At 69.3% G+C, this 20,937-nt stretch carries 19 protein-coding genes and 1 tRNA gene; 10 read left to right on the top strand and 10 right to left on the bottom strand.

Annotated features, from left to right (window positions below; genetic code table 11):
* Positions 1–10 precede the first annotated feature (10 nt).
* The 3 genes from QM711_RS06565 to QM711_RS06575 all read right to left on the bottom strand — a co-directional run bounded on the left by QM711_RS06565 (position 11) and on the right by QM711_RS06575 (position 4,250).
* Positions 11–1,474: an MFS transporter gene (locus tag QM711_RS06565; RefSeq protein ID WP_415097503.1), complete on the bottom strand. Its 1,464-nt coding sequence runs from the start codon at positions 1,472–1,474 to the stop codon at positions 11–13.
* A gap of 401 nt (positions 1,475–1,875) precedes the next feature.
* Entirely contained in the window at positions 1,876–3,501 is a 1,626-nt protein-coding gene (gene groL / locus QM711_RS06570; protein WP_415097505.1) for a chaperonin GroEL, read from the bottom strand.
* A gap of 179 nt (positions 3,502–3,680) precedes the next feature.
* Positions 3,681–4,250, bottom strand: coding sequence for a hypothetical protein (locus tag QM711_RS06575; RefSeq protein ID WP_415097507.1), 570 nt, complete (start codon positions 4,248–4,250; stop codon positions 3,681–3,683).
* Positions 4,251–4,406: 156 nt separating this feature from the next.
* Here QM711_RS06575 and QM711_RS06580 point away from each other — a divergent pair, with 156 nt between their 5' ends.
* The gene (locus QM711_RS06580; protein WP_415097509.1) at positions 4,407–6,383 is read left to right on the top strand and encodes a DUF2207 domain-containing protein; all 1,977 of its coding nucleotides are present in this window, start codon (positions 4,407–4,409) and stop codon (positions 6,381–6,383) included.
* A 19-nt stretch (positions 6,384–6,402) separates the two neighbouring features.
* The gene (locus tag QM711_RS06585; RefSeq protein ID WP_415097511.1) at positions 6,403–6,903 is read left to right on the top strand and encodes a hypothetical protein; all 501 of its coding nucleotides are present in this window, start codon (positions 6,403–6,405) and stop codon (positions 6,901–6,903) included.
* Here the strand turns inward: QM711_RS06585 and QM711_RS06590 are convergent.
* The gene (locus QM711_RS06590) at positions 6,855–7,145 is read right to left on the bottom strand and encodes a DUF3263 domain-containing protein (protein ID WP_415097513.1); all 291 of its coding nucleotides are present in this window, start codon (positions 7,143–7,145) and stop codon (positions 6,855–6,857) included. The two genes, QM711_RS06585 and QM711_RS06590, sit on opposite strands and share 49 nt — an antisense overlap.
* Before the next feature lie 150 nt (positions 7,146–7,295).
* Between QM711_RS06590 and manA the strand changes: the two genes are divergently transcribed.
* The 4 genes from manA to QM711_RS06610 all read left to right on the top strand — a co-directional run bounded on the left by manA (position 7,296) and on the right by QM711_RS06610 (position 10,673).
* Positions 7,296–8,486 carry a mannose-6-phosphate isomerase, class I gene (gene manA / locus QM711_RS06595; protein WP_415097515.1) on the top strand — a complete coding sequence of 397 codons (1,191 nt, stop codon included), beginning with the start codon at positions 7,296–7,298 and terminating at the stop codon, positions 8,484–8,486.
* Positions 8,487–8,616: 130 nt separating this feature from the next.
* Positions 8,617–8,689, top strand: a tRNA-Thr gene (locus tag QM711_RS06600).
* 1 nt (position 8,690) lies between these two features.
* Entirely contained in the window at positions 8,691–9,293 is a 603-nt protein-coding gene (locus QM711_RS06605; protein WP_415097517.1) for a class I SAM-dependent methyltransferase, read from the top strand.
* A gap of 150 nt (positions 9,294–9,443) precedes the next feature.
* Positions 9,444–10,673 carry a S49 family peptidase gene (locus QM711_RS06610; protein WP_415097519.1) on the top strand — a complete coding sequence of 410 codons (1,230 nt, stop codon included), beginning with the start codon at positions 9,444–9,446 and terminating at the stop codon, positions 10,671–10,673.
* 614 nt (positions 10,674–11,287) lie between these two features.
* Here the strand turns inward: QM711_RS06610 and rlmB are convergent.
* Genes rlmB through QM711_RS06630 form a run of 4 tightly spaced genes read right to left on the bottom strand, consistent with a single transcriptional unit; the run spans position 11,288 to position 15,706 of the window.
* A complete protein-coding gene (gene rlmB, locus QM711_RS06615) occupies positions 11,288–12,268 on the bottom strand; it encodes a 23S rRNA (guanosine(2251)-2'-O)-methyltransferase RlmB (protein ID WP_415097521.1) in 981 nt (326 codons plus the stop codon).
* The gene (gene cysS / locus QM711_RS06620; RefSeq protein ID WP_415097523.1) at positions 12,268–13,689 is read right to left on the bottom strand and encodes a cysteine--tRNA ligase; all 1,422 of its coding nucleotides are present in this window, start codon (positions 13,687–13,689) and stop codon (positions 12,268–12,270) included. Before cysS ends, rlmB begins: the two co-directional genes overlap by 1 nt.
* A 30-nt stretch (positions 13,690–13,719) precedes the next feature.
* Positions 13,720–15,093, bottom strand: a complete 1,374-nt coding sequence (locus tag QM711_RS06625; RefSeq protein ID WP_415097525.1) for a DUF4032 domain-containing protein — start codon at positions 15,091–15,093, stop codon at positions 13,720–13,722.
* A gap of 55 nt (positions 15,094–15,148) precedes the next feature.
* A complete protein-coding gene (locus tag QM711_RS06630) occupies positions 15,149–15,706 on the bottom strand; it encodes an NAD(P)H-dependent oxidoreductase (RefSeq protein WP_415097527.1) in 558 nt (185 codons plus the stop codon).
* A 100-nt stretch (positions 15,707–15,806) separates the two neighbouring features.
* Between QM711_RS06630 and QM711_RS06635 the strand changes: the two genes are divergently transcribed.
* A complete protein-coding gene (locus QM711_RS06635; protein WP_415097529.1) occupies positions 15,807–16,280 on the top strand; it encodes a MarR family winged helix-turn-helix transcriptional regulator in 474 nt (157 codons plus the stop codon).
* A gap of 136 nt (positions 16,281–16,416) precedes the next feature.
* On the opposite strand, the gene QM711_RS06640 is transcribed toward QM711_RS06635, so the two are convergent.
* Positions 16,417–17,514 (bottom strand): ABC transporter ATP-binding protein, encoded by a 1,098-nt coding sequence (locus QM711_RS06640; protein ID WP_415097531.1) that lies wholly within the window; start codon positions 17,512–17,514, stop codon positions 16,417–16,419.
* 208 nt (positions 17,515–17,722) lie between these two features.
* On the opposite strand from QM711_RS06640, the gene QM711_RS06645 reads away from it, so the two are divergent.
* Positions 17,723–18,487 (top strand): DedA family protein, encoded by a 765-nt coding sequence (locus QM711_RS06645; protein WP_415097533.1) that lies wholly within the window; start codon positions 17,723–17,725, stop codon positions 18,485–18,487.
* 14 nt (positions 18,488–18,501) lie between these two features.
* Positions 18,502–18,738, top strand: a complete 237-nt coding sequence (locus tag QM711_RS06650; protein WP_415097535.1) for a helix-turn-helix domain-containing protein — start codon at positions 18,502–18,504, stop codon at positions 18,736–18,738.
* An 8-nt stretch (positions 18,739–18,746) separates the two neighbouring features.
* On the opposite strand, the gene QM711_RS06655 is transcribed toward QM711_RS06650, so the two are convergent.
* Positions 18,747–19,352 carry a 4-amino-4-deoxy-L-arabinose transferase gene (locus tag QM711_RS06655; protein ID WP_415097537.1) on the bottom strand — a complete coding sequence of 202 codons (606 nt, stop codon included), beginning with the start codon at positions 19,350–19,352 and terminating at the stop codon, positions 18,747–18,749.
* A gap of 20 nt (positions 19,353–19,372) precedes the next feature.
* On the opposite strand from QM711_RS06655, the gene QM711_RS06660 reads away from it, so the two are divergent.
* Complete coding sequence (locus QM711_RS06660; RefSeq protein ID WP_415097539.1) at positions 19,373–20,812, top strand: glycine hydroxymethyltransferase; 1,440 nt, start codon at positions 19,373–19,375, stop codon at positions 20,810–20,812.
* The last annotated feature ends 125 nt before the right edge of the window (positions 20,813–20,937 follow it).

Below are 20,937 nucleotides of genomic sequence, written 5' to 3' on the forward strand. Positions count from 1 at the left end.
CGGGCGAGGCTCAGCCGCGCGAGGCTGAGCCGGTCGCGGTCGAGTACGCCTCGGCGTCCACCCCGCCGCGGGGCATGCCCAGACCGGCCAGCAACGTGGCGGCGGCGGCGATCGCCACGGCGATGAACACCCAGGTGGAGGCCGACACGATGGTGGCGTAATCGTGTTCACCGCGTCCGGCGGCGATCACATTGGTGGCGATGGCGCCGAAGACGGCGACGCCGACCGCACTGCCGGCGGAGCGGGCGAAGATGTTGATCCCGGTGACCACGCCGCGCTCGTTCCAGTCCACGGACGCCTGGGCAGCGATCAGCGAGGGCGCGGCGATCCAACCCAGTCCGAAGCCGGCGACGAAGGAGACCGCGGCCACCGTCCACGGATTCGGCCACGGGCCGCTGATGGCCAGCCCGATGCAGCCGACCAGGGCGGCCACGCTGCCCCACAGCACCGTCGTCCGGTAGCCGCGGGTCAGGTACATCCGGCCGGCGATGGCCGCCGCGAGCGGCCAGCCCAGGGTGAGCGCCGCGACCGCCGCGCCGGACACCAGCGGCACCACGCCGAGTGCGTTCTCCAGGTAGGTGGGCACGAAGCTGGTGATCCCGATCAGCAGCGCGCCCACCCCGAGGGACAACGCGGTCGTGATCAGGATCAGCGGACGCCGCAGGATCGCGAGATCGAGGATCGGTTCGGGGGCTCGGCGCTCGACGAAGCCGAAGCCGATCAGCGCGGCGAACCCGACGCCGAAGCTGGCCAGGCTGGGCACCGACGTCCACGACCAGGCGTTGCCACCTTCGAGCAGCGCCAGGATGACCGCGGTCAGGCCCAGGGTGAGCAGCGCGGCACCGGCATAGTCGATCCGGTGCCGTCGGCGCTCGACCCGCTCGTTGTAGAAGCGCAGCAGCGCCCAGCCGGCGAGCAGGCAGAGCGGGATGTTCACCCCGAAGATCCAGCGCCACGAGGTGAACTGGGAGAAGACCCCGCCCAGCGCCGGCCCGACCACGGACGCGATCGCCCAGACACTGGCGATGTAGCCCTGGACGACGGCACGCTCGGCGACGCTGTAGAGGTCACCGACGATGGTCATCGCCATCGGGGCGCTGGCTCCGGCGCCCAGCCCTTGGATCACCCGGAAGACGATCAGCGAACCCATGTTCCAGGCCAGGGCGGCCAGCACCGAGCCGAGCAGGAACAACCCGACGCCGACCAGGATGATCGGCTTGCGGCCCACCGTGTCGGCCAGCTTGGAGTAGATCGGCACCGACACCGCCTGGGCCAGCAGGTAGACCGAGAACAGCCACGGAAACTGCTCGAACTCACCGAGCTCCTTGACCACCGACGGCACCGCGGTGGCCAGGATGGTCGCGTCGATGGCGATCAGCCCGGTGGTCAGCATCAACGCCATCAGCACGCGTCCCCGGTCGGACCGGAACCCGACACTGCTGCGGGTGGCCACGGCGTCCTCGGTTTCACTCACCCCTGTTCCAGCCCGATCCGCCCCGGCAATATTCCCGCGCCGTCCGTTCCGGCACCCCCGACCGAGCGCTCGCCGTTGCTGCGCGCAGAATCAGGCGCTATGACCGGGCGCGTGCGGCGTAGCTCCGAGTCTCGCGGCGAAACGAGCGTTTCCGGCTCACCCGGATGCGCTCAATACGCTGATTCTTCCGCGGGAGTGAGTGGACGCCCGGATCCTCCGAGCCAATACGCAAGAATCTCGGCGCCGACCGACCCGGCACGCGGATGCCAACGGAATCCGCACGCCGACCCCGGCCACTCGGGCAGCAGGCGGTCGAGGACAGCAGGTCGGGTGCCCCGGGACGCCGAAGGGGCCGGACGCCGAAGCGTCCGACCCCTTGGCTGCCAGGTGTGGCGGGTGACTCAGAAGTCCATGCCACCCATGCCGCCGTCGCCGCCGGCCGGCATGGCCGGAGCCTTCTCCGGCTTGTCGGCGATGACCGCTTCGGTGGTCAGGAACAGGGCCGCGATGGACGCCGCGTTCTGCAGCGCCGACCGGGTCACCTTGGCCGGGTCGATGATGCCGGAGGCCAGCATGTCGACGTACTCGCCGGTGGCCGCGTTCAGGCCCTGGCCGGCCGGCAGGTTGGCGACCTTCTCGACCACGACGCCGCCCTCGAGGCCGGCGTTGCCGGCGATCTGCCGGAGCGGGGCCGAGCACGCGCCGAGCACGATCTGCGCGCCGACGGCCTCGTCACCGGTGAGGTCGCCGAGCGAAACCTGCTTGGCGGCCTGCAGCAGCGCCACGCCACCGCCGGGGACGATGCCCTCTTCGACAGCCGCCTTCGCGTTGCGGACGGCGTCCTCGATCCGGTGCTTGCGCTCCTTCAGCTCGACCTCGGTGGCCGCGCCGACCTTGATCACGGCAACGCCGCCGGCCAGCTTGGCCAGCCGCTCCTGCAGCTTCTCGCGGTCGTAGTCGGAGTCGCTGTTCTCGATCTCCTTGCGGATCTGGTTGACCCGGCCGGCGATCTGGTCGGAGTCGCCGGCGCCCTCGATGATGGTGGTCTCGTCCTTGGTGACGAGCACCGAGCGAGCCCGGCCGAGCAGCTCGAGAGTGACGGCGTCCAGCTTGAGGCCGATCTCCTCGGAGATCACTTGGCCGCCGGTCAGGATGGCGATGTCGGTCAGCATGGCCTTGCGACGGTCGCCGAAGCCGGGAGCCTTGACAGCGACCGACTTGAAGGTGCCGCGGACCTTGTTGACGATCAGGCCGGCCAGCGCCTCGCCGTCGGTGTCCTCGGCGATGACCAGCAGCGGCTTGCCCGACTGCATGACCCTCTCGAGCACCGGCAGCAGGTCCTTCAGCGAGGAGATCTTGCTGTTCGCGATCAGCACGTAGGGGTCGTCCAGGACGGCCTCCATGCGCTCGGGGTCGGTGACGAAGTAGGGAGCGATGTAGCCCTTGTCGAAGCGCATGCCCTCGGTGAGCTCGAGATCGAGCCCGAAGGTGTTCGACTCCTCGACCGTGATCACGCCCTCTTTGCCGACCTTGTCCATCGCCTCGGCGATGATCTCGCCGACGGTGGTGTCGGCGGCCGAGATGGACGCGGTGGCAGCGATCTGCTCCTTGGTCTCGACGTCGGTGGCCTGCGCGGCCAGCTGCTCGACGATCGCGGCCACGGCCTTCTCGATGCCCTTCTTCAGGCCCATCGGGTTGGCGCCGGCAGTGACGTTGCGCAGACCCTCGCGGACCATGGCCTGAGCCAGGACGGTCGCGGTGGTGGTGCCGTCACCGGCGACGTCGTCGGTCTTCTTGGCGACCTCCTTGACCAGCTCGGCGCCGATCTTCTCGTAGGGGTCCTCCAGCTCGATCTCCTTGGCGATGGAGACGCCGTCGTTGGTGATGGTGGGTGCGCCCCACTTCTTCTCCAGCACGACATTGCGGCCCTTCGGGCCCAGCGTCACCTTCACCGCGTCGGCGAGGGTGTTCATGCCCCGCTCGAGGCCGCGGCGCGCCTCGACGTTGAATTCGATCAGTTTTGCCATCGGTACAGGCAATCCTTCGCATCGGTGGGGCGCTCGACCCCACGGTTAGTCAGGGTGGTAGGTCAGCGTCGATGCCCGCGACGGACGGCCGGGTGGCCTCACCGATCTGACCAGGTAGCACTCTCATGGGGAGAGTGCTAACACCATGTTTAGCACTCGGGGGTGCCGAGTGCAAAGAGTCACGGTGTGATCTGGCCACCCTGGTCGGCCCTCGCACGATCGACGGTGGCGATGGCGGAGAGCTGGACGAACCCGACGATCGCGGTGATCGCCGCACCGGCGCCGGCGAAGAACGACAACCCGAACAGTGCGGTCGGACGCGAGCTGGGCACGTTGTCGTCCACCGTCCTGCCCGCCTGCGAAAAGAAGTAGCCGATCGCGATCACAGCAATCACCGAGGCGACGGCCGTCACCAGGCGCCACGTCCTCCGGCGCCGGGCGTGGCGCTCGATCAGCTGCTGCGGGGTAAGGCCGGCGACGTCGGCCCGAGTCAGCAACTGGGCGGCCTGCTCGCGGGTCAGCCCGAGTTTCGCCAGCAGCTTTCGCTGCGGCGCGGTGATCAGCACGCCCAGGAAGACGCCGACTCCGGCCAACGCCACCGGCGCACCCAGTTTCGTGCCGGCGGGCAGCAGCGCGATCGCGGCGATCACCAGGACAATCGCGCCGACCACCACGACGACCAGCCAGATGCGCTGTTGCCGCACAGTTTCCCTCAGCAGCCGAACGATCTCAGCCTCGCTCATGTCCATCTGTGCTCCATCCCGAACGCCGTTGGTGCGAACAGTAGTGCTCTGCCGTGGTCTGTCTCCTTGACGCCCGGGAGTCGCCAAGGCCGAGCATCCGGGGGACGCGCCACTGCGCCTCGGAGCAGCTGAGGCGGCCTGGGCAGGCTTTAGCCTGGGCGCGTGTTCGCCAAGACCTCGCGCTGGATCGCCTACCCGCTCGGCTGGCTGTTGCTGATGATCGTGCCGCTGGCCATCGACTCCGTCCGGGGCAGTGCCGTCCCGGCGTCCGACACCAATCAGTTCAGCATCCCGAGTTTTGTCGCGCACTACCAGGCCCGGCGCAGCGCCGACCGGCTGGCGATCGATGTGACCGAGCGGATCACCGCCGACTTCCCCCGGCGCAACGTCAACCGCGGCATCGAACGCCGGTTGGACGCCGAGTACCGCGGGGTGAGCATCCAGCTCGCCGACTTCAAGGTCACCGGTCCCACCGGCGCGTCGATCCCGTTCACCCGGCGCACCGAATCCGATGGCGACATCGTGCTGCGGATCGGGCGGGCCAGCACCTACGTCTACGGACGCGTCGACTACGTCATCCGCTACACCATCGGCAACGCGATGGTGCAGGCCGGCGACCGTCAGGAGATCTACCTCGACGTCAACGGCACCGGCTGGCAGCAGCGCTTCGGACGGGTCCAGGCCACCCTCGACGTGGCGCCGGAGCTGGCCGGGAACCTGCTCGGTGAACAGGCCTGCTACCAGGGCCCGGCGGGATCGACCCGGTCCTGCGGGATCACCCGAAGCGGTGACACATTCAGCACCGACGCGGTCGCCCTCGCCCCGCGCGAGAACCTGACTTTCGCCGTCGGCTTCCGGCAGGGCACCGTCGCCGAAACCGTTCCCGGCGCGATGGGGAGCCTGGGCTGGCTGGGCGTCGTCGGCATGCCGGTGGTGGCCGGTGTCGTGCTGCTTATCGCCCTGCTGGTCCGCCGGCAGCGGCTGCGCAACCTGTTGCTCCGCCCGGACGCCGAGATCCGCTATTCGCCGCCCGCGGTCCAGCCGATCCTGGCCGCCGACTTCCTCGGGCTGCCGGAACGGGGAGCCGCCGCCCAGCTCACCCAGTTGGTGCTGGCCGGGCACGCCACGCTCACCAGTGACGAGGCGCCGATCGGCACCGCGCCCCGGCCGCGCGGACGGCTGTCCCGCCGCGAGCGGGAGGCCGCCCGGGCCGACCTACGGGTGCAGTTGATCGACGTCGACGGCATTGATCGAAGCGTCCGGAGGATCTGCTCGGCACTGTTCGGCGACGGCCGCTCGATCGCGCTGCGCTACGTCTCCGCCGCGGACGTCGCGGAGGCGTCCCGGGAGCGGCAGCGGCTGTTGGCGGACAGCGGACTGCGGGGCACCAGCTGGTTGGGCACCACCTTGTTCGTGACCGGCTACCTGGCGCTGATCGGCTTCGGCTGGTTCCAGCTGGCGCTCGGCCTCAGCGGGCTGGTCTGGCCGTTCCTCGGCTGCGGCGCCGTAGCCGTGCTGTTGCTCGTCGCCGCGGCGCACTACTACCCCACGCTCGGCAGGCTGACCAGCACCGGCAGGACGTTGCGTGACGAGCTCGCCGGACTGCACCGTTTCGTCACCATGGCCGAGGCCAGCCGGATCGCCTGGATGCAGAACGCCGTGGACGCGCCCCGGGTCTCCGGGCCGGACGACGGCAGTCTGGTCGACCTGTACGAACCGCTGCTGCCCTACGCGATCGTCTTCGGCGTCGAGGACACCTGGCGGCAGGCATTGGGCAACCGCTACGACCTCGCTCCGGAGCGGCCGGAACGGGCCAGCCAGGTGCCCGCCCTGGCGCTCGCGCTGGCCTGGTCCGACTACGCCTCCGAGTACCAGCGGCGCACCCCGCAGCCGGCCACCTTCTGGGACTCTCGCCCGGCCTGGGGAGACGGCTGGGTCTCCGGGCTCGGACGCGGCGTCGGCGAGGTCTTCGACTCCTGGGCGACCTCGCGCGATGACGACCGGGGCGGTTCCTGGGGTTCTGGCGGCGGCTCGTCCAGTTCGTGGCGCTCGAGTTCGTCGAGTTCGTTCAGCTCCGGTTCCTCCGGTGGCGGCAGTTCGGGCGGCGGAATGGGTGGCGGCGGTGGCGGCGGCTGGTGAGCACGAGCACACTGCGTCCATGTCCTCGCTCAGCCGCGCCCAGCGCGTCCGCCGGCTGGCCAACCTGGTCAACCTGTCCACGCCGCTCGGTCTGCTGATCGCCACCGCCGGACGGGCGCGACGGCGTCCGGGACCGGGCGGGCTGACCCTCGCCGAGGGCTACACGATCCCGTTTCCGCCGGCTGGCGCGTTCACCGTCGGCAACGTGGTGATCAGCCCGCAGCGCTTCGACGAGCTGATCGGCCGGAACCCCACGGTGATGGAGCACGAGGACGTCCACGCCTGGCAGTACGTGTGGTGCGGCGGGCTGCCGTTCCTACCGCTGTACGCGCTGGCCGCCGGCTGGTCCTGGCTGCGGACCGGCGACGTCGCGTCCGGAAACGTGTTCGAGCGGACGGCCGGGCTGGAGCGTGGTGGCTATCGCGAGGCGCCGGTCAGCAACGCCGGCTTCCGGACGCTCGCTGAGCGCTTTCAGACCTTGACGGTGAATCCGAGGCGCTTGGCCGAGCGTTCCCGCTGACGCGTCGCCCGCTGCCGACGCAGCCGCTTGACCAGCAACGGATCGTGAGCCAACGCCTCTTCGGTGTCGATCAGGTCGTTGAGCAACTGGTAGTAGCGCGGTGCCGACAGGTCGAACCGCTCGCGGATCTCGGCCTCCTTGGTGCCCGCGAAAGACCACCACTGCTTCTCGAAATCGAGGATGGCGGCGGCGCGCTCACTGAGCGGCGGCACCGAGCGGGCGAGTGCGGCGGAGTCCGACATGCACCCGATTCTAGGTCGGAATCACACCGGTGTCATTCCCTCAGCGTGCACCGATCTGCGATACCGCCGGCCGGCTGAGGGCCGTCGGCTAGAGTGAGACGTGCTCAGGACCCCACGACGGCGTCCCCAGTGACGCCCCAAGGACGATGAATGCAGCCACTCAGCGGAACCGTGCAGCGGTACGCCTGGGGAACCCACGACGCCATCCCGACTCTGCTCGGACGTCCGGCCGGCAATGATCCCATCGCCGAGTACTGGCTCGGCGCTCACGCCTCTTCACCGTCGACCATCGACGGCGGCTCACTGGTCGAGCACATCGCGTCCGGCCCGCGGATGCTCGGCAAGCGCAGCCGCGAGGCCTTCGGCGAGCAGTTGCCTTACCTGATGAAACTGCTCTCGGCGCGGCACGCGCTGTCCATCCAGGCGCACCCGTCCCGCGAGCAAGCGATCGACGGCTTCTCCCGCGAGTCCCGGGCCGGCATTCCGCTGGACTCGCCGCAGCGGACGTACAAGGACAGCTGGCCCAAGCCCGAGATCCTGATCGCACTCGACGAGTTTCACAGCCTGGCCGGTTTCCGCGATCCGCACGAAACCGCCGCGTTGTTCGCCGCCCTCGGGGTCGCCAAACAGCTGGAGTCGGTGATCGGACCGCTCACCGAACGCAAGGGACCGGCCGCCATGGCCGAGGTCTTCCTCGACGTGCTGAGCCTGGACGAGCACCGTCGTCACCTGGTGAACGAGACCGTTGCGGCTGCCATGCACCATCGCGACGACGGCGGTGAGGTCGGTGAGTTCGCCCGGACGGCCATTGAGCTGGACGCCGTCTTCCCCGCAGATCCGGGCATTCTGGCGGCGCTGCTGATGAACCGGCTGCTGCTTCACCCGGGCGAGGGACTGTTCGTACCGGCCGGCATGATGCACGCGCACCTGCGCGGTACCGGCGTCGAGATCATGGCCAATTCCGACAACGTGATCCGTGGCGGCCTGACCAATAAGCACATCGACGTCTCCGAGCTGGTCACCGTGGTCGACTTCGACCCGTGGCTGCCGGACGTGCTGCTGCCCCGGCGAACCCGCCGCGGGGTCTTCAAGTACGAGACGCCGTGCAGCGAGTTCGAGGCCTGGCGGATGTCCATCGACCACGCCACCGGCGCCGTCCGGGTGCCCGGACGCGGATCCGCCCGGATCCTGCTGGTCACCGAAGGACATTGCGTCCTGGACGACGGGCACACCAGGCTCGACCTGCCGCGCGGCCGAGCCGCCTTCCTCTCCGCCGAGGAACGTGACGTCTACGCCCATGGCACTGCCCAGTTGTACGGGACGTCCTCCGGCATCCGCTGAGCTCGCCACTGGTCGAGCCTGTCGAGACCCCCACCCGCTGGTCGCGCCTGTCGAGACCCCGCGATGATCGATCCTGTCGATCCCCCGGCGCGGGTACGGCACAATGGTTTCCGGCCGGCGTCCGGCCGATGCCTCCGTAGCTCAGTTGGTAGAGCTCCCGCCTTGTAAGCGGACGGTCGCGGGTTCGAATCCTGTCGGAGGCTCGTGATTCCGCACAGTCAGTGGGCCGAGATCGTCGCCCGCGACCCCGGTCATTCCCAGCGATACATCGACCGCTTCGCGATGCTGGCCGCCCAGGGTCACGATCTGGTCGGTGAGGCGCGGCTGATCGACGCGATGGCCCAGCGGCACTCCGTCATCCTGGACGCCGGCTGCGGTCCCGGACGGCACAGCGGCTACCTGCACCGCGCCGGGCACCGTGTGGTCGGGGTCGACGTGGACCCGGCGTTGATCGCCGAAGCGCGGCGAAGCGAGCCGGGTCCGGCCTACGCGGTGGGCGATCTCGCCTCCTTTCGGCTGCCGGACGACGTCCCGCAGCGATTCGACCTGATTCTGTGTGCCGGGAATGTGATGGGTTTCCTGCATCCCGACACCCGGCGTCCCGTACTGGCGGGGTTCGCCACCCGGCTCGCCGATACCGGCCGGGCGGTGGTCGGCTTCGGCGCTGGGCGCGGCTACGCGTTCGCTGACTTCTTCGATGACGTCGAGGCGTCCGGGCTGGTGCGAGAGCAGACCTTCTCCACCTGGGATCTCCGGCCGTTCACTCCGGACGCCGGGTTCGTGGTGGCCGTGCTCGGTCGCGGCTGATATCCGCGGTCAAACGTCCGGGCCGGAGCGGGCAGGTCGCGACCTGAAACGCCTGACGGGCCCGTGGATTTCGGGCTCCTCGCCCAACCTCGGCGACGGCCGGTCCGACTGTCACGTAGGGTCGACGGTGACCCCGACCAGGAGCCAGTCATGACCAGCACGCCCGATCAGTCCCCGACTCCAGCCAGCCATGAAGGGGCCGCGCCGATGCCTGCGCAGCAGCCACCGACCGTGCCGCAGCCGCAACTCCAACCGGTGTTCGCGCCTCCGCCGCCGCCCCGCGAGCGGTCGTTCCGGCGCGGCTTCGGGCTGGGCGCGGGTGCCGGGCTGGGTGCCGGCGGGATGCTGCTCGTACTCGGCATCGTGGGCTCGCTGGTCACCGCCCTGATCTATGGGGCCGCGCTGGCCGCCGTGGCCAGTAACACCGCCGGGCCGCGGATCGCCGGCTTGGAAACCGTCTGGGGCGCGTCCTCCGCAACGCCGGCGCAGACCGTGCTCGCCATCCCCATCGAGGGCCCGATCATGGCTGACGGCGGCGACGGATTCGCGCTCACCACGTCCACTCTCGGCTACGAGATCGCCCGCACCCTCGACGAGCTCAAGTCCGAGGACGCGGCCGGGGTGGTGCTGCTGATGAACACCCCCGGTGGCACCATCAACGGCTCCCGGGCGATCGCGGACGCCGTCGAGCGCTACCAGAGCCGCACCGGCAAGAAGGTGGTCGCCTACGTCCGCGGAATGTCGGCATCCGGCGGCATGTACGCGATGGCCGGCGCGGACAAGATCATCGCCGATCACGGCTCGCTGATCGGCAGCATCGGCGTCATCTTCGGTCCGTTCGTCCGGTACAAGAACGTGGTGGGCACCTCGGGCAGCATCGTCGAGTCGGGTGTGACCACGACCGGCGGCATCACCCAGGAATACTTGACCCAGGGCACCGGCAAGGACTTCGGCAACCCGTTCCGGGACATGACGCCGCAGGAGCGCGAGCGGATGATGGCCGGCCTGGCCAACGAGTACGACGCGTTCGTCGACTGGGTGTCCAAGCAGCGCGGCATTCCCGCGGCAACCATCAAGGACGATCTCGGTGCCTACATCTACGACGGCAGGACGGCCATCGCCAAGAAGCTGATCGATGCCCAACTTGGCCCGGACGAGGCGTTCCGCGACGCCGTCCAGTTGATGGGCCTGGACGCCGCTACCGCCCGGGTCGCGCAGCGCAAGGCCGCAACGGCATTGGAGCAGCTGCTCGGCGCGTCGTCGCGGATCTACGGCTACCAGGTGGTCGCTCCCCAGGGCACCCGGGCCAGCAGCCTGATCTGCGCCGGCGCACCCCAGCCGTTGCTCTGGCACGGACCGGTGACGGCGATCTGCGGCTGAGTTCGCTCGTCGAGACCTCCGCTGGTCGAGCTTGTCGAGACCTCCGCTGGTCGAGCCTTGTCGAGACCTCCGCTGGTCGGGCTTGTCGAGACCTCCGCTGGTCGGGCCTTGTCGAGACCGGGATGGTCGCCTCCTCGTGCAGCCGTCCCGAGGGGTCGGTGTCGCTGCCAGGATGAATCCCGCTGCCACCAGGCCGTGGAGCTCGTCTGGCCGACCACCAGACCGCAACGATCTCGGGATCCTGACACAGTGACGGGTTGAGCAGACGATTTCGGGTTGGAGCCCGAAATCGTGTTCCTAACCCGGCATCGTGTGAGGATCCCGATCGTGATCCCAGGGTCTCGACAGGCTCGACCAGCGAATGGCCAATTCGCCTGCCGGCCACCAGGAAGTCAGCCGCGGCAGCGGGTGACGAGATGTCAAGAAGCGGGGGCCGCTCGCGGCCACCGATTCGCCCACCAGGAAGTCAGCCGCGGCAGCGGGTGACGAGATGTCAAGAAGCGGGGGCCGCTCGCGGCCACCGATTCGCCCACCAGGAAGTCAGCCGCGGCAGCGGGTGACGAGATGTCAAGAAGCGGGGGCCGCTCGCGGCCACCGATTCGCCCACCAGGAAGTCAGCCGCGGCAGCGGGTGACTTCATATAGCGCGATGCTCGCAGCCACCGATGCGTTCAGGGACTCCACGTCCGAGGTGATCGGGATGGAGACCAGCACGTCGCAGTTCTCCCGGACGAGCCGGGCCAGGCCGTCCCCCTCGGAGCCGACCACCAGCAGCACCGGGCCGTCGACCCCGGGGATGCCGGCGACGTCCAGGTCCGCCTCACCGGCCAGGCCGGCCACCACGAAACCGGCGTCGGCGTACTGCCTCAGTGTCCGGTTCAGGTTGGTGGCCCGGGCCACCGGAACCCGCGCCGCCGCACCCGCCGACGTCTTCCACGCCGCCGCGGTCAGCTGGGCGGACCGCCGCTCGGGGATGATCACCCCGGCCGCGCCGAACGCCGCCGCGGAGCGGATGATCGCGCCCAGGTTGCGCGGGTCGGTGATCGAGTCACAGGCGACCACCAGCGCGGGGTCGGGCGAGTCCAGCGCCTCGGCCAGGAGATCGTCCGGGTGCAGGTACTCATACGGCGGGAGTTGCAGCGCGACCCCCTGGTGCGCCGCCCCGTTGGTCAACCGGTCGAGTTCCGAGCGGGTCGCCTGCAGCAGCGCGATGCCGTGATCGGCGGCGTGCCGCAGGATCTCACGCAGCCGGTCGTCCCGCTCGACGCCGTCGGCGACGTAGGCACGCTTCACCGGCAGCCCGGCCTGCAGCGCCTCCAGTACCGGGTTGCGGCCAATCACCCAGTCATCGCCGGTGCGCTTGACCTCGGTCCGGACGCGTCCCGCGGATCGTGGCTGACCGGACGACGTCTTGCCCGGCTCGTTCGGTCCGCGCTTGCGATAGGCCTTGTGGTACGGGCGATCCTCGGCCTTCGGGGTCGGGCCCTTCCCTTCCAGGCCGCGGCGGACGCGACCCCCCGAGCCGGCGGTGTTGCCGCTGCCGACCCCTTTGCCACGCTTGCGGACGGCGCCCTTGCGGGCCGAGTTTCCGGGCATCAGTTCTCCAAGCTCCAGCGCGGGCCGGACGGGGTGTCCTCCACCTTCAGGCCCAGCTTCTTCAGGGTGTCCCGGACGGCGTCGGCCGCCGCCCAGTCCTTGCGGGCACGGGCCTGGGCGCGCTGTTCGAGCAGCGCGCCGACCAGACCGTCCACCACGGGTTTCAGATCGTCGCTCGCCGAGGCGTCCGCCCACTCAGGAGCGTTGGCATCGAGACCGAACACCCGCAGCATCAGCCAGGCCTTCAGCCTCGCCGCCCGCGCCGACTCAAGGTCGCCGGCGTCGAGCGCGACATTGCCTTCCTTAACGGTGCGGAACAACGCCGCGAGCGCCGTCGGCGTCGCCAGATCGTCGTCCATCGCTGCGGTGAACTCACCACCGATCGCAGTCAAGGGAGCGTAGGCGACCCATTCGTCGGTCAGCACAGCCCCGGCGCGCTCCAGGAAGCTGTCGATCCGGGCCAGCTGGGCAGCGGCCTCGGCCAGGGCCGCCTCGCTGAGTTCGATCGCGGAGCGGTAGTGCGGCCCCGCCAACCAGAGCCGGACGGCCCGTCCGCCGTATTTCGCGACCGCCGCCGCCACGTCGGCGGTGTTGCCCAGCGACTTCGACATCTTCTCGCCGGCCATGGTCACCCAGGCGTTGTGCATCCAGTAGCGGGCGAACCCGCGTCCGGCGGCCGTCGACTGGGCGAGTTCGTTCTCGTGGTGCGGGAAGCGCAGATCGAGCCCGCCGGCGTGGATGTCGAAGGTGTCGCCGAGATATTTGCCGGCCATCGCCGAGCATTCGATGTGCCAGCCCGGACGTCCCCGTCCCCACGGGCTGGGCCAGGACGCCGTGACCGGCTCAGCCGGCTTGTGCCCCTTCCACAGCGCGAAGTCACGGGGATCGCGCTTGCCGCGCGGATCGGCGTCCTCGGCCGGCGCCATGTCGGCCACCCGCTGCCCGGTCAGCGACCCGTAGTCAGCCCAGGAGTTCACGTCGAAGTAGACGTCGCCGGACTCGTCCGCGGCCGGGTAGGCGTGGCCGCGTTCGATCAGCGCCTCGATGAGTTCGATCATCTCGGGGATGTGCCCGGTGGCCCGCGGCTCATAGCTGGGGGGCTGGACGCCGAGCGAGCGGAACGCGTCCCGGAACGCGTCCTCGAACAGGTAGGCGTGCGCCCACCAGGGCCGTCCGGCCTCGGCAGCCTTGGCCAGGATCTTGTCGTCGATGTCGGTGACGTTCACCACCAGCCGGACCTCATGTCCGGCGAACTCCAGCCAGCGCCGCAGCACGTCGAAGTTGACCCGGCTGCGCATGTGACCCAGATGGGGCGCGGACTGCACGGTGGGCCCACACAGGTAGATCGACACCAGTCCCGGCTCCAGCGACTGGAACTCGACGATCTCGCGGCGGGCGCTGTCGTACAGGTGCAAACTCACCGGCCGATTCTATCGGGGTCGAGCCGGCGGTCAGTCCAGCGCCAGTCGCCGCCGGAGTTCGAAGATGTCGAGCATGCCGGTCGGCTCGGGTTCCTCATCGGCCGCCGACTCCCACGGATCCTCGGGCATCTCGCCCTCTTCGTCCAGGAAACCCTGCGACGGATCGAACGGGTTGGCCAGTTGCCGGGCACCCTCGGCCAGCGGACGGCTGTCCATCGCCTCGTCGGGCAGGCCCTCGAGAACATCGCGGATGTAGCCCCAGGCAGCATCGATCAGCGGCACATCGCGATGCTCGCGTTGCGAGGCATACCAGCGGTAGTCGAGCACCTCGTGAAAGATCTGGGCGGCGTCGCGCTTGCCGCGCAGATGCTGCGGCACCGCCTGAGTGACCGGTTCGAAGGACTGGGTGAGCCACTGGTGAGCCACCAGAGCCTCGTCGACGTGCTGCTGGTTGGTGCGGAACCGGAAGGTGTCCAGGTCGTTGAGCAACCGGCGGGCCTGATTCTCTTCGACATCGAGCCCGGTCAGCCGCAGCAGCCGCCGAGTGTGATGGCCGGCGTCGACCACCTTCGGCTGGATGGTCACCCGGGAGCCGTCGGCGGAGGTGGTGATGTCGAGTTCGGCCACGTCGAAGCCCAGCGCGTTGAGCCGGCGCACCCGGCTCTCGATCCGATCCAGCTCCGTGCCGGGGAATTCTTCCATGCCGGTCAGCTCAGCCCACAACTCGCGGTAGCGCGAGGTGATCGTCTCGACCAGCACGAGCGGATCCAACGACTCGTCGAGCAGCTGACCGGCCTCCAGGTCGCTGAACTCGCCGAACAGGTTGGTGGTGGCGATCTGCAGGTCGTGTTCGCGCTGCCCGTCGCTGAGGGTGATGTGCCGCTCGGCCGTCTCGGCGTCGACCAGGTAGGCGGCGAACTCACCCGCGTCGCGCCGGAACAGGATATTGGACAGTGACACGTCGAGCCACAGGAAGCCGATCAGGTGCAGCCTGGCCAGCAGCACCACCATCGCGTCCAGCAACCGGTTCACCGTGTCCGGCCGGACGCCTTGGGAGAACAACGACCGGTACGGCAGCGAGAAGTCGAGGTGCCGGGTGATCAGCACCGGCATCAGCCGTCCGCCGTCACCGTCGCGGCGTCCGGTGATCACCGCGAGCGGTTCAACGGCCGGGGTGTCCTCACGGGTGAGCTCCTGCAGCATCCGGTACTCATGGACCGCCGCCGCTTCGATCACCTCTTTGGCGGCGTAGACGTCATTGCCGACCTTGATGAATCGGACGACATGCCGCGAGATGCCGCGCGGCAGGGCAACCAGGTGGTCCTTCGGCCACTCGGCCAGGGGCAGATCCCAGGGCAGCGGAATCAGCCGCGAGTCTGGCTTCGCCGACAGGATGCGTGGCATGCGCCACATTCTGCCAGTCTGCGCAGACAGTCGGCCCGGGACGACCTGTCGCGTTTCAGGCGGCGGACGCCCTGTCCTCGGTTCCCGTCGCGGCGGCGGCGAGCAACTCGGAGATCAGCGCGTCGAGCTGACGCCGGACTGGGTCGGCGACCCCGGCCTCGGTGAAGTCGGTGACGATGGACGCCGCGACCCCCGCGCCGACCGGCCGGGCACCGGCGATCCGCAGCACCAGGGCCAACTGCTCCAGGACGTTCACGCCCGTGTGCGGGATCGCCATGGCGGTCAGCAGGGCCACCGGCTTGTCCAGCAGCGGCGCTGCCCCGCGCGGCCGCGAGGCGATATCGATGGCGTTCTTGATGGCTGCCGACATCCCGCCGTTGTAGGCGGGGCTCGCGACCACCAGGACGTCGGCGGCGGACACCGCCGCCCGGAAGGCGATCACCGTCTCGCCCAGATTGCCGAGCGCGTCCAGGTCGGGATCGTAGAGCGGAAGCGTGTTGAGGTCGAAGGACGCGGTGTGGACGCCGTCCGGTAGAGCGTTGGCTGCCGCCGCCGCGAGCCGGGCATTCAAGGAGGCGCTGCGCGGGCTGCCAACCAGGACCAAAACATTCATCTGGGGTTCTCCGAATCTATTTAGTCAAGCACTTGACCAACACCCTGCCCGGCCTCGGGCGCAAAAGTCAACTCCTTGACCAATAGTCTAGAATCGGGGGATGGAGCCGACCAGCGCCGATGCGGCCTGCCTCGAGGGCGGCCGGATGCCGTTGCCGGCGCTGCTGACGATGGCCGCCTCGCGATTCGGCGCCGAGTTCGACCGGCGACTGCATGAGCTCGGCTGCGAAACGCTGTCGGTGTCGGCGGCCCGCACCGTGTTGCGTCACCTGGGCGCGCAACCCCGCCGAGCCAGCACGATGGTCGATGACTGCGGCGTCTCCAAACAGGCGCTCAGCCAGCAGATCGCACAGCTCGAGAGCAGTGGGCTGATCAAGGTCGAATCCGACCCGTCGGATGCCCGGGCACGGCTGCTCAGCCTCACCCCCGCCGGACTTGAGGCGCAGCGGTCGGTGCTTCGGCTGTTCGACCAGATCGAAGGCGAGTGGATCGCTGCCCTCGGCAGCACCGACATCGAGGGCGCCCGCCGGGTGCTCACCGCGCTGGCGAGCCGTCCGCGTCCGGAACGCCCCTAGGACGGGATCGGGCCCGGGCGGCGTTGCCGGCGGTCGGCGAAGCTCCGCCCGCAGGTCGGCCGCGACCGTCAGTCAGCCAGGCGGACGCGGCGATGCCCCGGACCAAACGGCCCGGGGCATCGTGACCGACAGCGGATCAGTCGGAGAGCCGCTCACCGGTCTTGTTGCTGAACACGTGCAGCTTGTGGCCCTCGCCGGCGATGAACCGGACGGTGGTGCCGCGCTGCGGCGGCTTGCGACCACTGAGCCGGGCGACGATCTGCGGGGCGGAGAGCTTCTCGTCGTCGCTCAGGCCGGCCAGCACACCGTAGGTGAAGGCGTCGGCACCCAGCTCTTCGACAACGGCCACCTCGACGGCGATGCCGTGGTCGCCCAGGTCGAAGTCCTCGGGACGGATGCCGATGGTCAGGGTGTCCTCACCCTTGGCCTTGGCCAGCACCTCGCGGGGAACCGGCACCGTGTGGTCGCCCACCTCGACACCCGTCTCGTTCACCCTGCCGCTGATCAGGTTCATCGCGGGCGAGCCGATGAAGCCGGCGACGAAGATGTTGTTCGGCTTGTCGTAGAGGGTCAGCGGGCTGTCGCACTGCTGCAGGATGCCGTCCTTCATCACGGCAACCCGGTCGCCCATCGTCATCGCCTCGACCTGGTCGTGGGTCACGTAGACGGTGGTGACGCCGAGCCGGGTCTGCAGGGCGGCGATCTGGGTGCGGGTGGAGACTCGCAGCTTCGCGTCCAGGTTGGACAGTGGCTCGTCCATCAAGAACACCTGCGGCGAGCGGACGATCGCGCGGCCCATCGCGACGCGCTGCCGCTGGCCGCCGGAGAGCGCCTTCGGCTTGCGGTTGAGGAAGCTCTCCAGACCCAGCAGGTGCGCGGCCTCCATCACCCGGGCGTCGCGGTCGGCCTTGGGTACGCCGGCCATCTTGAGTGCGAAGCCCATGTTGTCGCCGACGGTCATGTGCGGGTAAAGGGCGTAGTTCTGGAACACCATCGCGATGTCGCGATCCTTGGGCGGCAGGTCGGTGACGTTGCGGTCGCCGATCCAGATGGCGCCCGAGTTCACCTCCTCCAGACCTGCCAGCATGCGCAGCGAGGTGGACTTGCCACAACCCGAGGGACCGACCAGAACCATGAACTCGCCATCGCCGATCTCGAGGTTGAGCTTGTCAACCGCAGGATGATCGGCACCGGGGTAGACGCGACATGCGTCCTTGAAACTAACTGTGGCCATGCCAGTATTTCCTTCCACGGGCAGGTACGTGCCCGACGATCCGTAGTGGAACAAGACCGCGGCTGTGCGGCTCGCGCAATCGTTGCATGATCGCAACAGTTACTCAATCGTTTTGAGGAAATTCCCACCCACGAGCCCGCTTCGCGCCGCTTGGGAAACGGCACCCTCCTGCCGGCCGCCCGCGCCTGCCCGGGTAGGCTCACGGATCGTGACCAACCCTGAACAGCCGCAGCCGAGTTCCGCGGACCCGAACGGCTCCGGCGGCGACGGCGAGCAGGCCAGGGAGTGGTGGCAGGAGCCCGGACTGCCCTGGAAGCACAAGCCGACACGCTCGGACATCGCCTGCATGTCCTGGATGGGCGCCGCCGCCCTGTACGGCCTGGTCCTGCTGCCGCTGCGTCCGGTGATGCTCGGGCTGGCTCCGCATCTGCTCGGCTCGCTCGGCTACCGGACCGGCCTGGTGATGACTGGCGCGCTGGGCTCCATCGGCGACCCGTGGTGGCCGTTGGTGATGGTGCTGGGCAGCCTGATGGCGATGAAATTCGACTGGATCTACTGGTGGGCCGGGAAGCTCTGGGGACATGGCCTGATCGAGGTCTGGTCAGGACGCTCCGAGCGCGCACGTCGGCGCAACCAGCGGGCGATCGCATTCACCCAGAAGTACGAGACCTGGGCCATCTTCGTCACCTACCTGCCGATCCCGATCCCGGCCGCCGTGATCTACGCCGCGCTGGGTGCCGCCGGCACCAGCCTGAGGAAATTCCTCGCGGTGAGCTTCGTCGCCTCGCTGCTGAGTTCGGGGCTGTACATCTACCTGGGCTGGTCGATCGGCGAACCCGCGGTGGAGCTGATCAACGCCTACGGCAACGTGCTGTGGTATATCTCGCTGGCCCTGCTGGTCGGCATCGTCGCGGTCGCCTGGTGGCGCGCCCGGACGGGCAAGAAGCCCGGCGTCCCCGGCCCGGCCGGCTGAGCGTGGTGCCGCCGATGCGCCGTTTCGATCCGCCGGCCATCTTCGCCGCCCTGGACGCCGAACGCGTCCGCCGCGGGCTCAGCTGGGCGGAGTTGGCGGCACAGACCGGGGTGGCCGAGAGCACTCTGCGGCGCACCCGGCGACCGGGCCGCTTCGAGGCCGATGGAGTCCTGGCGATGGCGCAGTGGCTGGGCCGGCCGGTGGAGGACTTCACCCGTCCCGGCGACCTGCCGCCGGAGGTGCTGCGCTGATCCCCGCCTCAGGTGCGGACGACCAGGTCGGCCCGATCCCGGGTGCCGTCCGTGGTGAACAGCTCCCGCTCCTGAGCCGCCCAGCGTTCCCAGTGCGGCCGGTAGGCCTCGCCGTCGCGCTCGAGACCGCGCCGCATCCGGACGTCGCGCGCCGCCTCCACCCAGATCCTCACCGCGACGTAGTCGCTTGCCGGGCGCACGGTACTGGCGCAGCCCTCGACGATCAGCAGCGGCGTCGGCGGAACCTCGACCCGCTCGGCCCATCGCGAGTCGATCCAGTCCCAGCGCCGGTACCCGGCGGGGCGTCCGGCGGCGAGCGGACGCAGCACCTGCTCGGCGAGTAGGCCGGAGGCCTGGGCCAGGCCGTCCCAGCCGGGAAACAGGTCGTCCATGTGCACCACCGGACAGCCCAGCCTGCTACCGACCGCATCGGCGAGGGTGGTCTTGCCCGATCCGCTCGGACCGTCGATGCCGATCACCACCGTGGCGCCACAACGGGGTTCGGCAGCCTCGGCCATGGCGGTGACCTGGCTCGCGGCGTCCGATCGCATTCCGGCGACTCTACCGGCGTCCGGACGGCTGCGGCGCAGGCCATAGAGTGAGGGCGAAACCACGCCATGAAGGAGCATTCTCGGTGAGTGATCTCGGGGCCACCGCGTCCGATGTCTATCGCAACGTCCTGTCCGTGATCGAAACGGTGGAGCCTCGGATCGCCGCGGCCACCCGGGCCGAGCTGGCCGACCAGCGGGCCTCGCTGAAGCTGATCGCGAGCGAGAACTACGCCTCGCTGCCGGTGCTGATGACGATGGGTACCTGGTTCTCGGACAAGTACGCCGAGGGCACGGTCGGACACCGCTTCTACGCGGGCTGCCAGAACGTCGACACCGTCGAGACGGTGGCCGCCGAGCATGCCCGCGAGCTGTTCGGCGCCGAGTACGCCTACGTGCAGCCGCATTCGGGCATCGATGCCAACCTGGTCGCCTACTGGTCGATCCTCGCCCACCGGGTCGAGTCGCCGGCGCTGGCGCGGCTGGGCGCCAAGAACGTCAACGAGCTCGCCGAGGACGACTGGGAGACGCTGCGGAAGTCGTTCGCCGAGCAGCGGGTGATGGGCATGAGCCTGGACGTCGGCGGTCACCTGACCCACGGCTTCCGGCCGAACATCTCGGGCAAGATGTTCCACCAGCGCTCCTACGGGACGCATCCCGATACTCAGCTGATCGACTACGACAAGCTGCTCGCCGACGCCCGGGAGTTCAAGCCGCTGATCCTGGTGGCCGGCTATTCGGCATATCCCCGACGGGTGAATTTCGCCAGGATGCGGGAGATCGCCGATGAGGTGGGCGCCACCCTGTTCGTCGACATGGCGCATTTCGCCGGACTGGTGGCCGGCAAGGTGTTCACCGGTGAGGAGAACCCGGTCCCCTACGCGCACGTGGTGGCCTCGACCACCCACAAATCGCTGCGCGGCCCGCGCGGCGGCTTCGTGCTGGCCACCGAGGAATACGCGCCCAGCGTCGACCGCGGCTGCCCCATGGTGCTCGGTGGCCCGCTCTCGCACATCATGGCCGCCAAGGCGATCGCCTTCGCCGAGGCGCGTACGGATGGCTTCCGCGACTACGCGCAGAAGGTCGCCGACAACGCCCAGGTGCTGGCCGAGGGACTGCTGAAGCGCGGCGCCACCCTGGTCACCGGTGGCACCGACAACCACCTGGTGCTGATCGACACCCGCTCGTACGGCATCACCGGACGCCAGGCCGAGTCGGCCCTGCTGGACGCCGGCATCGTCACCAACCGCAACTCGGTGCCGAACGATCCGAACGGCGCCTGGTACACCACCGGCGTCCGGATCGGCACCCCGGCACTCACCTCGCGAGGCTTCGGCGCGTCCGAGTTCGACCGGGTCGCCGAGCTGATCGTGAACGTGCTCGCCGGCACCACTGCCGCCACCACCGCGGCCGGCACCCCGGGCAAGGCGAAGTACACGCTCGCCGACGGAATCGCGGAATCCACCAAGGCGGCGTCCGCCGAACTGCTGGATGCCAACCCGCTATACCCCGGCCTGCAGGTCTGACCCGACACCTCGGGCCTACCACCGCTGGACCGAAAGGCCCTGCCTAACTATCTCCGCCCTCCCGCATGTGGGAGGGCCCAGGTAGTTAGGCAGGGCCTTCTTTGCCGGGGCGGGAAGTGCGCAGG

The sequence above is a fragment of the Micropruina sp. genome, from assembly GCF_047602385.1.
Taxonomy (GTDB): domain Bacteria; phylum Actinomycetota; class Actinomycetes; order Propionibacteriales; family Propionibacteriaceae; genus Micropruina.

What these genes read in the sequence shown, in the direction of transcription:
- QM711_RS06650 (WP_415097535.1), top strand. Translation starts at nt 18,502, where the DNA reads ATGCGCCGTTTCGATCCGCCGGCCATCTTCGCCGCCCTGGACGCCGAA.
- rlmB (WP_415097521.1), bottom strand. Translation starts at nt 12,268, where the DNA reads ATGCCCGGAAACTCGGCCCGCAAGGGCGCCGTCCGCAAGCGTGGCAAA.
- QM711_RS06585 (WP_415097511.1), top strand. Translation starts at nt 6,403, where the DNA reads ATGTCCTCGCTCAGCCGCGCCCAGCGCGTCCGCCGGCTGGCCAACCTG.
- manA (WP_415097515.1), top strand. Translation starts at nt 7,296, where the DNA reads ATGCAGCCACTCAGCGGAACCGTGCAGCGGTACGCCTGGGGAACCCAC.
- QM711_RS06575 (WP_415097507.1), bottom strand. Translation starts at nt 4,250, where the DNA reads ATGGACATGAGCGAGGCTGAGATCGTTCGGCTGCTGAGGGAAACTGTG.
- QM711_RS06635 (WP_415097529.1), top strand. Translation starts at nt 15,807, where the DNA reads ATGGAGCCGACCAGCGCCGATGCGGCCTGCCTCGAGGGCGGCCGGATG.
- groL (WP_415097505.1), bottom strand. Translation starts at nt 3,501, where the DNA reads ATGGCAAAACTGATCGAATTCAACGTCGAGGCGCGCCGCGGCCTCGAG.
- QM711_RS06590 (WP_415097513.1), bottom strand. Translation starts at nt 7,145, where the DNA reads ATGTCGGACTCCGCCGCACTCGCCCGCTCGGTGCCGCCGCTCAGTGAG.
- QM711_RS06640 (WP_415097531.1), bottom strand. Translation starts at nt 17,514, where the DNA reads ATGGCCACAGTTAGTTTCAAGGACGCATGTCGCGTCTACCCCGGTGCC.
- QM711_RS06625 (WP_415097525.1), bottom strand. Translation starts at nt 15,093, where the DNA reads ATGCCACGCATCCTGTCGGCGAAGCCAGACTCGCGGCTGATTCCGCTG.
- QM711_RS06630 (WP_415097527.1), bottom strand. Translation starts at nt 15,706, where the DNA reads ATGAATGTTTTGGTCCTGGTTGGCAGCCCGCGCAGCGCCTCCTTGAAT.
- QM711_RS06610 (WP_415097519.1), top strand. Translation starts at nt 9,444, where the DNA reads ATGACCAGCACGCCCGATCAGTCCCCGACTCCAGCCAGCCATGAAGGG.